This window comes from Serratia sp. FGI94 (assembly GCF_000330865.1).
Classification (GTDB): domain Bacteria; phylum Pseudomonadota; class Gammaproteobacteria; order Enterobacterales; family Enterobacteriaceae; genus Serratia_B; species Serratia_B rubidaea.
The window spans coordinates 1,266,684-1,279,450 of sequence record NC_020064.1; the positions used below are offsets into that span (position 1 = coordinate 1,266,684).

11 protein-coding genes are annotated in these 12,767 nt (G+C 61.6%); 2 read left to right on the plus strand and 9 right to left on the minus strand.

Annotated features, from left to right (window positions below):
- Positions 1 to 3: 3 nt before the first annotated feature.
- Positions 4 to 729, plus strand: a complete 726-nt coding sequence (gene pnuC, locus D781_RS05780; protein WP_015671373.1) for a nicotinamide riboside transporter PnuC — start codon at positions 4 to 6, stop codon at positions 727 to 729.
- 37 nt (positions 730 to 766) lie between these two features.
- Here the strand turns inward: pnuC and zitB are convergent, their stop codons facing one another.
- From zitB to D781_RS05795, 3 genes are read right to left on the minus strand one after another with little or no spacing between them, the layout of a single operon-like run.
- Positions 767 to 1,723: a CDF family zinc transporter ZitB gene (gene zitB, locus D781_RS05785; protein WP_015671374.1), complete on the minus strand. Its 957-nt coding sequence runs from the start codon at positions 1,721 to 1,723 to the stop codon at positions 767 to 769.
- 26 nt (positions 1,724 to 1,749) lie between these two features.
- Positions 1,750 to 4,923 carry a transporter substrate-binding domain-containing protein gene (locus D781_RS05790; protein ID WP_015671375.1) on the minus strand — a complete coding sequence of 1,058 codons (3,174 nt, stop codon included), beginning with the start codon at positions 4,921 to 4,923 and terminating at the stop codon, positions 1,750 to 1,752.
- Positions 4,920 to 5,519 (minus strand): response regulator transcription factor, encoded by a 600-nt coding sequence (locus D781_RS05795; RefSeq protein WP_015671376.1) that lies wholly within the window; start codon positions 5,517 to 5,519, stop codon positions 4,920 to 4,922. Before D781_RS05795 ends, D781_RS05790 begins: the two co-directional genes overlap by 4 nt.
- Positions 5,520 to 5,729: 210 nt before the next feature.
- Between D781_RS05795 and aroG the strand changes: the two genes are divergently transcribed.
- A complete protein-coding gene (gene aroG, locus D781_RS05800; protein WP_015671377.1) occupies positions 5,730 to 6,785 on the plus strand; it encodes a 3-deoxy-7-phosphoheptulonate synthase AroG in 1,056 nt (351 codons plus the stop codon).
- A 68-nt stretch (positions 6,786 to 6,853) separates the two neighbouring features.
- On the opposite strand, the gene gpmA is transcribed toward aroG, so the two are convergent.
- The 6 genes from gpmA to D781_RS05830 all read right to left on the minus strand — a co-directional run bounded on the left by gpmA (position 6,854) and on the right by D781_RS05830 (position 12,690).
- Positions 6,854 to 7,606 carry a 2,3-diphosphoglycerate-dependent phosphoglycerate mutase gene (gpmA, locus tag D781_RS05805; RefSeq protein WP_015671378.1) on the minus strand — a complete coding sequence of 251 codons (753 nt, stop codon included), beginning with the start codon at positions 7,604 to 7,606 and terminating at the stop codon, positions 6,854 to 6,856.
- Positions 7,607 to 7,816: 210 nt separating this feature from the next.
- Entirely contained in the window at positions 7,817 to 8,161 is a 345-nt protein-coding gene (locus D781_RS05810) for a PsiF family protein (protein ID WP_015671379.1), read from the minus strand.
- Positions 8,162 to 8,343: 182 nt separating this feature from the next.
- On the minus strand, positions 8,344 to 9,390 hold the full coding sequence (gene galM, locus D781_RS05815; protein WP_015671380.1) for a galactose-1-epimerase: 1,047 nt from the start codon (positions 9,388 to 9,390) through the stop codon (positions 8,344 to 8,346).
- Positions 9,384 to 10,535 (minus strand): galactokinase, encoded by a 1,152-nt coding sequence (galK, locus tag D781_RS05820; protein WP_015671381.1) that lies wholly within the window; start codon positions 10,533 to 10,535, stop codon positions 9,384 to 9,386. The genes galM and galK overlap by 7 nt, the downstream gene beginning before the upstream one ends.
- The gene (gene galT, locus D781_RS05825; protein ID WP_015671382.1) at positions 10,535 to 11,584 is read right to left on the minus strand and encodes a galactose-1-phosphate uridylyltransferase; all 1,050 of its coding nucleotides are present in this window, start codon (positions 11,582 to 11,584) and stop codon (positions 10,535 to 10,537) included. The genes galK and galT overlap by 1 nt, the downstream gene beginning before the upstream one ends.
- A gap of 284 nt (positions 11,585 to 11,868) precedes the next feature.
- Positions 11,869 to 12,690 (minus strand): CPBP family intramembrane glutamic endopeptidase, encoded by an 822-nt coding sequence (locus D781_RS05830; RefSeq protein ID WP_015671383.1) that lies wholly within the window; start codon positions 12,688 to 12,690, stop codon positions 11,869 to 11,871.
- Positions 12,691 to 12,767: the final 77 nt, after the last annotated feature.

Here is a 12,767-nt window from a genome sequence, read left to right on the forward strand (position 1 = left end):
CCGATGAATTTTTTGAGTACCAGCAACATCATGGTGCATATCCCGCTGGGGGCGGGGGGTTACGATCTGTCCTGGATTGAGGCGATAGGCACGCTGTTCGGCCTGTTGTGCATCTGGTACGCCAGCCAGGAAAAAATCATCAACTATCTGTTCGGCCTGATCAACGTGACGCTGTTCGCGGTGATCTTTTTCCAGATCCAACTGTACGCCAGCCTGCTGCTGCAGCTGTTTTTCTTCGGCGCCAATATCTATGGCTGGTATGCCTGGAGCCGTCAGACGGCGGATCGCCAGGCCGAGCTGCAGATTCGCTGGATGTCGCTGCCGAAGGCGCTGGGTTGGGGAGCGGCGTGCGTTGCGGGCATTCTGCTGATGACCTTTAACATCGACCGCGTTTTCGCCTGGCTGACGCAGGCGGCGGTGGCGGTGATGCAGGCGCTGGGGCTGCCGGTGGAGCCGCCGACGCTGCAGCCGGACGCTTTCCCGTTCTGGGATTCGACGATGATGGTGCTGTCGATCGTGGCGATGATTCTGATGACGCGCAAGTATGTGGAAAACTGGCTGCTCTGGGTGGTGATTGACGTCATCAGCGTGGCGATTTTTGCCTACCAGGGCGTATACGCCATGGCGCTGGAGTACGTCATTCTGACCCTGATTGCGCTGAACGGCTCCTGGCTGTGGATCCGCAGCGCGGCCGACAAAGGGTCACGGCCGCTCTCTTCTCATTCTTAATCTTGTGGCTCCCGCGGATGGCGCGGGAGCACGCCCGTCAGTGGTGATGGCCCAGATGCGAGTGTGAATGTGTGTGCTCACTCGCTTCTGGCGCCCGGTTGATGCCGCAATCCGGCGTATCGCAGTGTTGATACTCCATCTGAATGGTCACGTGGCCGATCTGGTAATGCTTCAGCAGGTAGGCCTCGATGCGGCGCAGCAGAGCGTCGTGGTCATGCGGCGGCACCACCTGCGCGTGCAGCGTCATTAATTTCTGTTCGCCGATCTGCCAGACGTGTACGTGGTGAATATTACGCACCTCGGCGATATTCAGGCACAAATCCTTCTGCAGTTTGTCGATGTCGATCTCCTGCGGCGTACCCTCAAGCAGCTCGTGGAAGCTCTCTTTCAGCAGGTGCCAGGCGCTGCGCACCACCAGACAGGACACCAGCACCGACAAAATGGGGTCAATCGGCGTCCAGCCGGTGGTGAGGATCACAATGGCCGCGGCGATGGCGCCGACCGAGCCGAGCAAATCCCCCAGTACGTGCAGCGCCGCAGCGCGCACGTTGATATTCTTCTCGCCACCGCCGCGGTGCAGCAGCCAGAAGGCGAACAGATTCGCCAGCAGGCCGGCGATGGCGATAATCAGCATTGGCGTGCCCATTACCGGCTGCGGCTCGAAGAAGCGTCGGATGGCTTCCCACAGAATAAAGATGACGATCGCCAGCAGCGCCGCCGCGTTGAGGAATGCCGCCAGCGTGGTCAGCCGCAGATAGCCGAAGGTGTGGCGGGCGTTTGGTTTGCGCTGTGAAAAGTGCACCGCCATCAGCGCCACCAGCAGCGCGGCGGCGTCGGTCAGCATATGTCCCGCATCGGCCAGCAGCGCCAGCGAGCCGGACAGCAGACCGCCGATGGCTTCGGCCACCATAAAGCCGGCGGTGACTAAAAAAGCGGTTAGCAGGCGTTTACTATTGCTGTCTTTCGGCAGGTGAACGTGTGGGGTTTCCGACATCTTATGTCCTTAATTTAACGTGATACTTAATCATTATCCGCCGGCGCGACGGCGTCCAGCTGGCTTAGCAGCTGCGCTACGGCCGCGTCAATCTCAGTATAGGCCTCTGCGGCGAATTCTCCGCGTCTGGCGGCGTCGATGGCCTGCTGGCAGCGCTGCGCCGCTGCGCTGAGCTGCAGCATCAGCAGGCTGCCTTTGATGCGGTGCGCCGCCTGGCCCAGCGCCTGCCCGTCCTGCCGCTGCTGCGCCTCCTGCAGCCGCTGACGGTCGGCCAGCAGGGTAGTGCGCAGCGTGGCGGCCAGCCGCTGTTGCATGACTACATTATTGCCGCCGAGCGCTATCAGCTGATTTTTTAGGTCAGTAAGGGCTAACTGGGGCTGGCTAAAACCAGGATTCTTGGCTAAAACCTGTTCAATCGCCGTCAGGGCGATCGGCTTGGTGAGAAAATGGTCAATATTCAGCTGTCCGGCGGGGATGCGGGTAAACTCCTGCACGTCGGCGGAACACAGCACGATATGGCTGGCGGGCAGCTCGCGGCGCTGTTCATCGCGGCGGATCAGGCGCGCCAGCGTCAGGCCGTCCGGGCGCGGCATATTGTAGTCGATAAACAGCAGATCGAAAGGACGCCGGCGGTGGGCCAGCAGCAGCGGGTAGCCGCGTTCAAACAGCGTCGGCTGCAGGCCGAAATGACGCAGCTGGCGCTCCATCAGCAGCAGATTGGTCGGGTGGTCGTCAATCAGCGCGACGCGCAGCGACGGTGCAAAGCGCAGCGCCGGCGCGGCATCCTGCGGTGGCTGAGGAACAGGCTGCGCCATTGGCGCCGGCAGCGTCACATCCACCTGGGTGCCTACGCCCGGCTGCGAGCGCAGAGTAATCGCGCCGCCCATCTGTTCAACGATCTCTTTGCAGATTGACAGCCCCAGCCCGGTGCCCTGGACCGAAATACGCTGGGCGCCGCGCGCCCGGTAAAAGGGCTGGAACAGCTTATCCAGTTCATCGGCGGCGATGCCGCAGCCGCTGTCGGCGACGCTCAGATGCAGCGTGCCGTCCTGCGCTTGCCAGGCAAGCCCGACCTCCACATAGCCGCGGGTGGTAAATTTAATGGCGTTATTAATCAGGTTGTTGGCCACCTGAAGTAAACGCTCACCATCGATAGTGACGGCGTCGGGCAAGCTCTCGTCGAGCCGAACGCTGAAGCTCAGCGCCTTGTTGCCGAGCAGCGGCCGGTACAGCGCCTGCAGATGCTGCCCCCACGGGCGCAGCGCCAGCGGCTTGGGCGCCAGGGTGAGCGAGCCGCTTTCCAGTTTGGCGTAGTCCTGCAGATCGTTCAGCAGATTCAGCAGCGAGGCGGCGGAGCTGTAAATCACCGGCAGTCCCGCCGGCGCCGGCGTTTTTTTCAGCTCCAACTCCAACAGGCCGAGGATGGCGTGCATCGGCGTGCGCAGTTCATGGCTGACCGTCGCCAAAAATTTACTCTTCATGCGGTTTTCCGCTTCGGCCTGTTGCCGCGCCTGTTCAAGCTGGCGGCGCTCGCGCTGTTCACGGCGCTGCTGCCGGTAGCGGCGCACAATCCACAGCAACAGCAGCAGGATAATCACCGCCAGCAGCGTCAGCAGCCAGGTGGTCTGCGGCGGCATGCGGTTGTCATTCACCGCGTCGATCAGGCTGCTGCGGTCGACAATCCACGCTTCACGCAGCGACTGCAGCGTCTCCGCCGGGATCTGCATCAGGTTCTTGTCCAGAATGCTGAGCAGCAGCGGCCGATCGGGGCGCACGCCAAAGGCGATGGGGTAGGCGATATTATTAGCGGGAAAGGCCAGCCGGATGGCGCCGGCATAGCGTGAGAGCGCCAGGAAATTGGCGGAAATCACGTTATCCACCAGCGCGTCGACCTGGCCGTTGGCCAGCGCGTCATACAGGCTTTTGGCATCGCTGAACGGCACCGCCCGATCGCCGGCGGGGATCAGGCTGCGGCCCAAATCGCCCTGCACAAAGCCGATACGCTTGCCCTGCAGCGCGGCCCAGCCGGAGACATTTTCGGCGTAACGACCCACATAGACGCCCCATAACGCGCGGTGCAGCGGCATACTGGCGCTGTAGCGGGTTTTGGCGTCGGCGGTGAGCGGCAGCGCGGCGCGCATCAGCGCCTGGCCGCTGCTGACCAGCGCATCGGCCTGTTCGGCGTTGGGCGCCCAGACCGGGGTGAACTGCAGGCCGCTGTTTTGGCCGATGGTGGTGAGAATATCAACCAGATAGCCGCGCGGCTGGCCGTCGGCGCCGCGGTAGACAAAGGGGAAGTTATTCTCAACGGCGGCATAGGGCACGCTGCGCTGCGCGGCGACCCAGCTTTTCTCCATCGGCGTCAGATCGGCGTTGCCGGTATCCAGATAGCTGGGGATCTTGTTGCTCCAGCGGCTCTGCAGGCTGTTCATCAGTTCCATCGGCGTCTCGGCGATGGCGTTATTCAGCATAGCGATCAGCCTGACGTCATTGCTGGCAAAGACGAACGACAGCGCGCCCAGGCTAACGCTGCTTTCCACCTGATACAGCTGCCCCAGCTGCAGTTGGTCGATAATAAAACTGGCGCTGGCTTCGTCGGCAATAAAGTAATCATCGCTGCCGTTCAGCAGGGCGTAGACCGCCTGGAAGTTATTATCATAGCGCTGTACCTGAGAGGTGACGCCGCGCAACGCTGCGCCGGCCTGCATATCGGTCAGGGCGGTGACGGCGACGCGCGCCGTCGGTGAGTTGAGCATCACCGGCCGTTGATTGTTGCGGTCGCGCAATACCCGCAGGTTGCTGACGTAATAGGGTTGCGACAGCGGAAAGCGGCCCGCGACCGCGCGCTGCGGTATGCCGTACAGCAGATCGACCGCGCCGCGCCGCAGCGCCTGCTGCAGCCGGGTGAGATCGGCGAAGCCGAAGACCTCGAAGCGGATGCCGGTCGCCTGCTGCATATAGTCGAGATAGTCGGCGTTCAGCCCGTACAGATCGTCATCGACCAGAATGTTATAGGGGCTGGTGTTCTCGCTGATAATGCCGACGCGCAACGTTTTGCCGCGCCAAGGGTTTTTCTCCTGCGCCAGCAGCATGTCATTCGGCAGCGACAGGTTGCCCACCAGGTGATAGCGCTTCGGTTGCGCGGCCAGCGCCGAGGCGCACAGCGTCAGCAGGCTGAACAGCAGCAGCAGGCGTCTCACGGCGTCAGCTCTTTAAACACCGCCGCCAGCTCCAGCAGATTGGCCGCGCCGGTTTTGCGCAGGATGTTTTTCTTGTGGGTGCTGACGGTTTTATTGCTGATATTCAGCATGTCGGCAATCTGCAGGTTGGACAGCCCTTTACTCAACAGGCCTAGCACCTGCAGCTCTTTGGCGGTCAGCTGCGGGCCGGCACCGTGATCCTCCTGCCCGCTGGCGGCCGGGAAGACGCGCTCTCCCTGCATCACCCGTTCAATGCACCGCACCAACTGCTCCAGCGAGGCGCCCTTATGGACAAACCCGTTGGCGCCGGCCTGCTCGGCCAGGCGGGCGTACGGCGTCTCCTCTTGCGCGCTGTAGATGACGATATGCTGCTGCGGGTAGTGGCGGCGGATCTTCTTCAACAGCTGCAGGCCGTCAACCTGCGGCAGGCCGATATCCAGAATCAGCACCTCGCAGCGGTGCTGGCCGAGCCAGGCGAGCGCCTGCGCGTCGTCCACCAGCGCGGTCAGGGAATAGGGATGGCCGGATTTTATCAGCGCCGCCTCCAGTGCGACATGAACCAACGGGTGATCGTCAACCAGCAGCAGGGAAAGCATCGTTATGTTCGTCCATTGTCCATCAGGGGTCTGAGACTAGCATAGCGAAAAAGGAGCTTCTGCGCTGCCGTTATCTGGCAGCACATTCTGCTGCCAAATCGGTGGTTAAAAGTCAGCAGGGCAAAGTGATTTACAGCGCCTGTCGCACAGGCTAGATTGGTTGGATCCGCGCATTGCGATATACCCTTCTTGATACCGAATGGAAAAGTTATGAATTACCAAAACGACGATTTACGCATTAAAGATATTAAGGAACTTTTACCGCCTGTGGCATTACTGGAGAAGTTTCCGGCGACAGAGCAGGCGGCGGAGACGGTGTCACTGGCGCGCAATGCGATTCACAACATTCTCAAAGGCAGCGACGACCGCCTGCTGGTGGTGATCGGCCCTTGCTCTATTCACGATACGCGCGCCGCCAAGGAGTACGCGCAGCGTCTGCTGCAGCTGCGTCAGGAGCTGAACGGCGAACTGGAAGTGGTAATGCGCGTGTACTTTGAAAAGCCGCGCACCACCGTGGGCTGGAAAGGGCTGATCAACGATCCGCTGATGGACAACAGCTTCCAGATTAACGAAGGCCTGCGCCTGGCGCGTAAGCTGCTGCTGGATATCAACGACAGCGGCCTGCCGGCGGCGGGTGAATACCTGGATATGATCACGCCGCAGTATCTGGCGGATCTGATGAGCTGGGGCGCGATCGGCGCGCGCACCACCGAATCGCAGGTGCACCGTGAGCTGGCCTCCGGCCTCTCCTGCCCGGTGGGCTTTAAAAACGGCACCGACGGCACCATCAAGGTGGCGATCGACGCCATTAACGCCGCCGGCGCGGCGCACTGCTTCCTGTCGGTGACCAAGTGGGGCCATTCGGCGATTGTGAACACCGGCGGCAACGGCGACTGCCACATTATTCTGCGCGGCGGTAAAGAGCCGAACTACAGCGCGGAACACGTTAAAGCGGTAAAAGAGGGGCTGAGCAAAGCCGGCCTGCCGGCCAATGTGATGATCGACTTCAGCCACGCCAACAGCAGCAAGCAGTTCAAGAAGCAGCTGGACGTCAGCGCCGACGTCTGCCAGCAGATTAGCGGCGGCGAAAAGGCGATTATCGGCGTGATGATTGAGAGCCACCTGGTGGAAGGCAATCAGAGCCTGGAAAGCGGTGAGCCGCTGGTGTACGGCAAGAGCGTCACCGACGGCTGCATCGGCTGGGAAGACACCGAAACCGTGCTGCGCGATCTGGCGGCGGCGGTGAAGGCGCGCCGCGGCCGTTAATCCCGCAGGCGGACGCATAAAAAAAGCCCCCGGCGCAAACCGGGGGCCTTTTTACGTCAGGGCGGCAATTACTTCGCTTTGCCCTGGTTGGCTACCGCCGCGGCTTTAGCGGCGATTTCGTCCGCGTTGCCCAGGTAGTAGTGTTTGATCGGTTTCATGTTTTCGTCGAACTCATACACCAGCGGCACGCCGGTCGGGATGTTCAGTTCGAGGATCTCATCTTCGCTCATGTTATCCAGGTATTTCACCAGTGCGCGCAGGGAGTTGCCGTGAGCGGCAATGATCACGCGCTCGCCGCTCTTGACGCGCGGCAGGATCTCTTCGTTCCAGTAAGGGATAACGCGGTCGATGGTCAGCGCCAGGCTTTCGGTCAGCGGCAGCTCCTGCTCGCTCAGTGACGCGTAGCGTGGGTCGTGGCCAGGGTAGCGCTCGTCATCTTTGGTCAGCTCCGGTGGGGTAACGGCGAAGCCGCGACGCCACTGTTTCACCTGCTCGTCGCCGTATTTCTCAGCGGTTTCCGCCTTGTTCAGACCCTGCAGCGCCCCGTAGTGACGTTCATTCAGTTTCCAGGATTTTTCGGTTGGCAGCCAGGCCTGATCCAGCTCATCCAGGATGTTCCACAGGGTGTGGATAGCGCGCTTCAGTACGGAGGTGTAAGCGAAATCGAAATTGAAACCTTCATCTTTCAACAGCTTGCCTGCTGCTTTCGCTTCGGTGCGGCCTTTATCGGACAGGTCAACATCGTACCAACCGGTGAAGCGGTTTTCGTTGTTCCACTGGCTTTCGCCGTGGCGCACCAGAACCAGCTTAGTTACAGCCATGCTTAACTCCTTAATAATCTGACATTTCAATGATAACGAAAATCATTATATTGCCGCGGCCGGGGGCACGGCAATCGATAGTGCTTAACCATAGCCAATTTATCGCCGTTAAGTAAGGTCTGAAAGGATGAAAAAGCTGAATCGTTCAAGCGTGGGGAGAGTGCGGCGCGCGCGGGGGAAAATGCGGCGCGCCGTGGCAAAGACCGTCGATTAGGCGGCTTTTTTCAGACAGCTGCTCATAAAGGTTTTACGCGCGTCGCCCTTCAGGCTTTGCTTGGCGGCGTCGGCATTACAGTCTTTCATTTTCTGCTGCTGCGGGGTCAGCGCCTTACCGGCGGCCTGATGGCCTTCGGCTTTCAGGCAGGTGCTCATGAAGGTGGTACGATCGGCGCCCTTCAGCGATTTGGCAGAAGCCTGTTGATTACAGTCGGTCATACGTTTTTGCTGGGCGGCCTGCGCCGGAGACGGGGCTTTTTTGGCCGGGGCTTCTGCGGCCATCAGGTTGGCGCTCAGCAGCAAACCTGCCAGTAACGGAAGTGCAGTAATCAGTCGCATAGGTGTTCCTTCAGCTATTAACCGGCCGGAATGGCCGAAAACTGTGACGCGGCACGGGAGGTTGTGCTTATCACCGTAGGCTGATTTTAGTGTGCGTCCGGGGATAAAGGAAGGAAGCGGGCGGCAGGAAAAGGGTAAGCATTTATAACAAAACGCCCCGCGCCGCAGCGCGGGAACGCCGGTTAACGCGGGGAAAACTGATAGCGGGTGATGCTGTGATAGCGTTGCCCCGGCTGCAGCCAGCAGCTGGGCTGCGGCCATTCCGGATGGTGCGGGCTGTCCGGCAGGTATTCGCTTTCCAGCGCTACGCCGGCGTAATCGGCGTAGCTGCCGCCGTCGCGCGCCGGCGTGCCGGCGAGATAATTGCCGCTGTACAGCTGCAGCGCCGGCGCGTTGGTGAAGACGCGCATTTCCAGCCGGCCGTCCGCCGACCACAGCTGCGCCGCCGGCGTGTCCAGCGTCAGGCAGTCGCGCTGCAGCAGATAGGCGTGATCATACCCTTTCACCCGCAGCTGGTCGGCGTCGCGCAGCAGATCCTGCGCCAGCGTTTTCGGCCGGCGGAAGTCCATGCCGCTGCCGTCGACCGCGTTCAGCGGCGCGCAGGGGATCCCCTGTTCATCGACCGGCAGATAATAATCCGCGCGCAGCTGCAGCGTCTGGCGGCGCGCGTCCTGCCCGGCGCCGTCCAGGTTGAAGTAGGCGTGGTTGGTCAGGTTGACCGGGCAGGGGCGGTCAACCTGCGCCTGATAGTCGATCTCCAACTGGTGGTCGTCCGTCAGGCGGAAGCGGGCGCTGACCTGCAGATTGCCGGGAAAGCCCTGATCGCCGTCGGGCGAGTGCAGCTGATAGGTCACCTGCTGCCGATCCTGCTGGGCGATGCGCCAGCGGCGGGCGTGAAACCCCTCCGGCCCGCCGTGCAGCTGGTGCGGCCCCTGATTGGCCAGCAGCGCCTGCGTACCGTCGTCCAGCGGCAGGCTGGCATCGGCGATGCGGTTGGCGTAGCGGCCCACCGTGGCGCCCAGATAGGCGCTTTGGCGCAGATAGTCGGCCGGCGTGGCGCAGCCGAGCAGCACCTCACGCATTTCACCGTCGCCGAGCGGCAGACGCGCCGAGAGCCAGGTGGCGCCCCAGTCCATCAGCGTCACCGTCATTCCGCCGGCGTTGCGCAGGGTCGTCAGGGTAAACGGCCGGCCGTCCGGCGCGAGCTGTTGTTCCTTGGCGTTCAGCATGAGCCGGCTCCTGCGGATGCGGTGCAGACGTAGAAGGTTTCCTGCAGGCCGCCGGAGCGCTGCGGGTATTCCTGCCGCACCGCGGCGCGCACCGTCTCGACCAGCCGCTGCGGCATCAGTGCGACGATACAGCCGCCGAAGCCGCCGCCGGTCATGCGTACGCCGCCGTGTTCGCCGATCGCCGCTTTGACGATCTCCACCAGCGCGTCGATCGGCGGCACGGTAATTTCAAAGTCATCGCGCATGGAGACGTGCGACTCGGCCATCAGGTGACCCATGCGGGTTAAATCGCCGCTGGCCAGCGCATCGGCGGCGGCCTGGGTGCGGGCGTTTTCGCTGATGATATGGCGTGCGCGTTTGGCGACTAACGGGTCCATCTCATGCATACGTTCGTTGAACTGCTGCCGGCTGACGTCGCGCAGCGCCTTGACGCCAAAGAAGGCGGCGGCCTGTTCGCACTGCTGGCGGCGGGTGTTGTATTCACTGTCGACCAGGCCGCGCTTGACGTTGGAGTTGATGATCACCACTGCCACATCGTCCGGCAGCGGCACCGCGCGGGTTGCCAGCGAGCGGCAGTCGATCAGCAGCGCGTGATCCGGCTGACCGAGCGCGGAAATCAGCTGGTCCATAATGCCGCAGTTGCAGCCGACAAACTGGTTTTCGGCCTCCTGGCCGTTCAGCGCCAGCGCCACGCCGTCGAGCGGCAGCTGATACAGCATCTGCAGAGCCTGGCCGACGGCCACCTCCAGCGAGGCGGAGGAGCTGAGGCCGGCGCCCTGCGGCACGTTGCCGCTAATCACCAGATCGGCGCCGCCAAACTGGTCGTTGCGCTGCAGCAGGTGCTTCACCACGCCGCGGACGTAGTTGGCCCACTGTAATTGTTCATGCGGTACGATCGGCTGGTCGAGATCAAACTGGTCTATCTGATGGTCATAATCGGCCGCCAGCACGCGGATCTGGCGATCGTCGCGCTTGGCAATGGCGATCACGGTCTGATAATCGATGGCGCAGGGCAGCACAAAACCGTCGTTATAGTCGGTGTGCTCGCCAATCAGGTTGACGCGCCCCGGCGCCTGTACGGTCAGGGTCGGCGCGTAACCGAAATGCTGGGTAAAAACGTTCTGGGTCAGCGGTGGCAAACGCATTATTGGGCTCCGGCTTCACGGTAGTGGATATCGCTGACCGCCCGCAGGCGTGCGGCGGCCTGTTCGGCGGTCAGATCGCGCTGGGTTTCCGCCAGCATTTCGTAGCCCACCATAAATTTGCGCACCGAGGCGGAGCGCAGCAGCGGCGGGTAAAAGTGAGCGTGCAGCTGCCAGTGATCGTTGTCGGCGCCGTTGAACGGCGCGCCGTGCCAGCCCATAGAGTAGGGGAAAGAGCACTGGAACAGATTGTCATAGCGGCTGGTCAGCTTTTTCAGCGCCACGGCCAGGTCGGCGCTCTGCGCCGCGTCAAGATCGGTCAGACGTTGTCGCGCGCTTTTCGGCAGCAGCAAGGTTTCAAACGGCCAGGCCGCCCAATAGGGCACGACCGCCAGCCAGTGTTCGGTTTCCACCACCGTGCGGCTGCCGTCCTGCTGCTCGCGGCGGACGTAATCCAGCAGCATGGCGCGGCCGTGCTGCTGATAATAGTCGCGCTGCAGCCGATCTTCGCGCTCGGCCTCGTTCGGCAGAAAGCTGTTGGCCCATACCTGCCCGTGGGGGTGAGGGTTGGAGCAGCCCATGGCCGCGCCTTTATTTTCAAACACCTGCACCCAGGGGTAGTCACGGCCCAGTTCGGCGGTCTGCTGCTGCCAGGCCGCCACCACCCGCTCCAGCGCCGGCAGGCTGAGCTGCGGCAGGGTTTTGCTGTGGTCCGGCGAAAAACAGATCACCCGACTGGTGCCGCGCGCGCTTTGGCAGCGCATCAGCGGGTCGTCGTTTTCCGGCGCCTGCGGCGTATCGCTCATCAGCGCGGCAAAGTCGTTGGTAAACACATAGGTGCCGGAATAATCCGGGTTCTGGTCGCCGGTCACGCGGGTATTGCCGGGACACAGGAAGCAGTCGGGATCGTGCTGCGGCAGGCTTTCCTGCGCCGGCGCTTCCTGCTGACCCTGCCAGGGACGCTTGGCGCGGTGAGGCGAAACCAACACCCACTGGCCGGTCAGCGGATTAAAGCGGCGGTGTGGGTGATCGATAGGATTAAAGTCCGTCATAGTCATTCCTTCGGAATTTTTACGCTGAATGGTAGCGTTTACACAGGCGTAATACGGTATTCAACGACTACCTTAAGCTAAATAATGGCAGAAATATAGCACGTCTGCAGGAAGGAAAAGGTGATCTGACGCGAATAATGGAATCGTTTACATTAAACTAGGAATCTTTACCGGCGGGTGCTGTAGGGCTGTGGGCGCGCTGTTTGCGTATGGATCAATTGGCTGAGTGGTAGCGTTTTCACCCCTGTAATCCGCCGGCAGGCAAGCGCTGCCGGCGGCGGGGATCAAGGATGCTGATAGAACGGATAGGTAAAGAACAGCAGATGGGTCATATTCAGGCCGAAGTGCAGCGCGATCGGCACCCACAGGCGCCCGCTCCACATCCAGGCCAGGCCGTACAGCAGGCCGGTCAGCGTAGCAAAAACCATCATCAGCATGCCGGCGGGGAAGTGCGCCGCGCCAAACAGCAGGGCGGCAATCACCAGCGCCGGATAGGCCCCCAGCCACCGGGTCAGTCGCTGTTGCAGGTAGCCGCGGAACAGCGCCTCTTCTGCCAGCGAGACAAAGAACAGGTTGGCCATCACGAAAGGCAGTATCCAGCTCGGGAAGTGGCTTTCCAGCTTCAGGCCGCCCAACGCCACCGCCAGCAGCAGCAGCAGCGGCACACAGACGATCAGCAGTAGCCAGGCCAGTGTGCCGACGCTTTTCACCGCTTTGCCGCTGTTGAACAGCGTCGGCAGACAGGCAAACAGCAGAAACGGCAGCAGCGCCTTATCAAAGTTGTAGCGCAGCGTATAGGGCGCGCTCAGCGGCCCGGCTTTGCTGCCATCAACCATCATTGGATTATTGATGCCGGGCAGCAGGTGGAAAAACAGCCCCACGCAGCTGGCGACCAGCAGGGCTTCCAGCGCGGCGGACAGTCCGACGCTGGTGCGGTAGTGATGGCGCAGCCCGGCGATCAGAGCGATCACGGCCAGACACCCCGCGCCCAGTGGCGTAATGATTTGATGATAGATGCCCATACCGGCCGATGCCGCCAGCATCAACCAGGCGATCAGCCGGTTAAACGGCAAGAAAAATAGTGCAGTTGACAGTACGCCCCACATAACGATTATCCCTTTAACATAAATATGCGACACCCGCTTTTAAAGACCGCCATGATTCCGCCGCAGTATTATCGGCC

Bases quoted from the DNA above. Each gene is read 5' to 3' on its own strand.
- D781_RS05795 (WP_015671376.1), bottom strand. From the start codon at position 5,519: ATGCTTTCCCTGCTGCTGGTTGACGATCACCCGTTGGTTCATGTCGCA.
- D781_RS05830 (WP_015671383.1), bottom strand. From the start codon at position 12,690: ATGTGGGGCGTACTGTCAACTGCACTATTTTTCTTGCCGTTTAACCGG.
- aroG (WP_015671377.1), top strand. From the start codon at position 5,730: ATGAATTACCAAAACGACGATTTACGCATTAAAGATATTAAGGAACTT.
- galM (WP_015671380.1), bottom strand. From the start codon at position 9,390: ATGCTGAACGCCAAGGAACAACAGCTCGCGCCGGACGGCCGGCCGTTT.
- galT (WP_015671382.1), bottom strand. From the start codon at position 11,584: ATGACGGACTTTAATCCTATCGATCACCCACACCGCCGCTTTAATCCG.
- galK (WP_015671381.1), bottom strand. From the start codon at position 10,535: ATGCGTTTGCCACCGCTGACCCAGAACGTTTTTACCCAGCATTTCGGT.
- gpmA (WP_015671378.1), bottom strand. From the start codon at position 7,606: ATGGCTGTAACTAAGCTGGTTCTGGTGCGCCACGGCGAAAGCCAGTGG.
- zitB (WP_015671374.1), bottom strand. From the start codon at position 1,723: ATGTCGGAAACCCCACACGTTCACCTGCCGAAAGACAGCAATAGTAAA.
- D781_RS05810 (WP_015671379.1), bottom strand. From the start codon at position 8,161: ATGCGACTGATTACTGCACTTCCGTTACTGGCAGGTTTGCTGCTGAGC.
- pnuC (WP_015671373.1), top strand. From the start codon at position 4: ATGAATTTTTTGAGTACCAGCAACATCATGGTGCATATCCCGCTGGGG.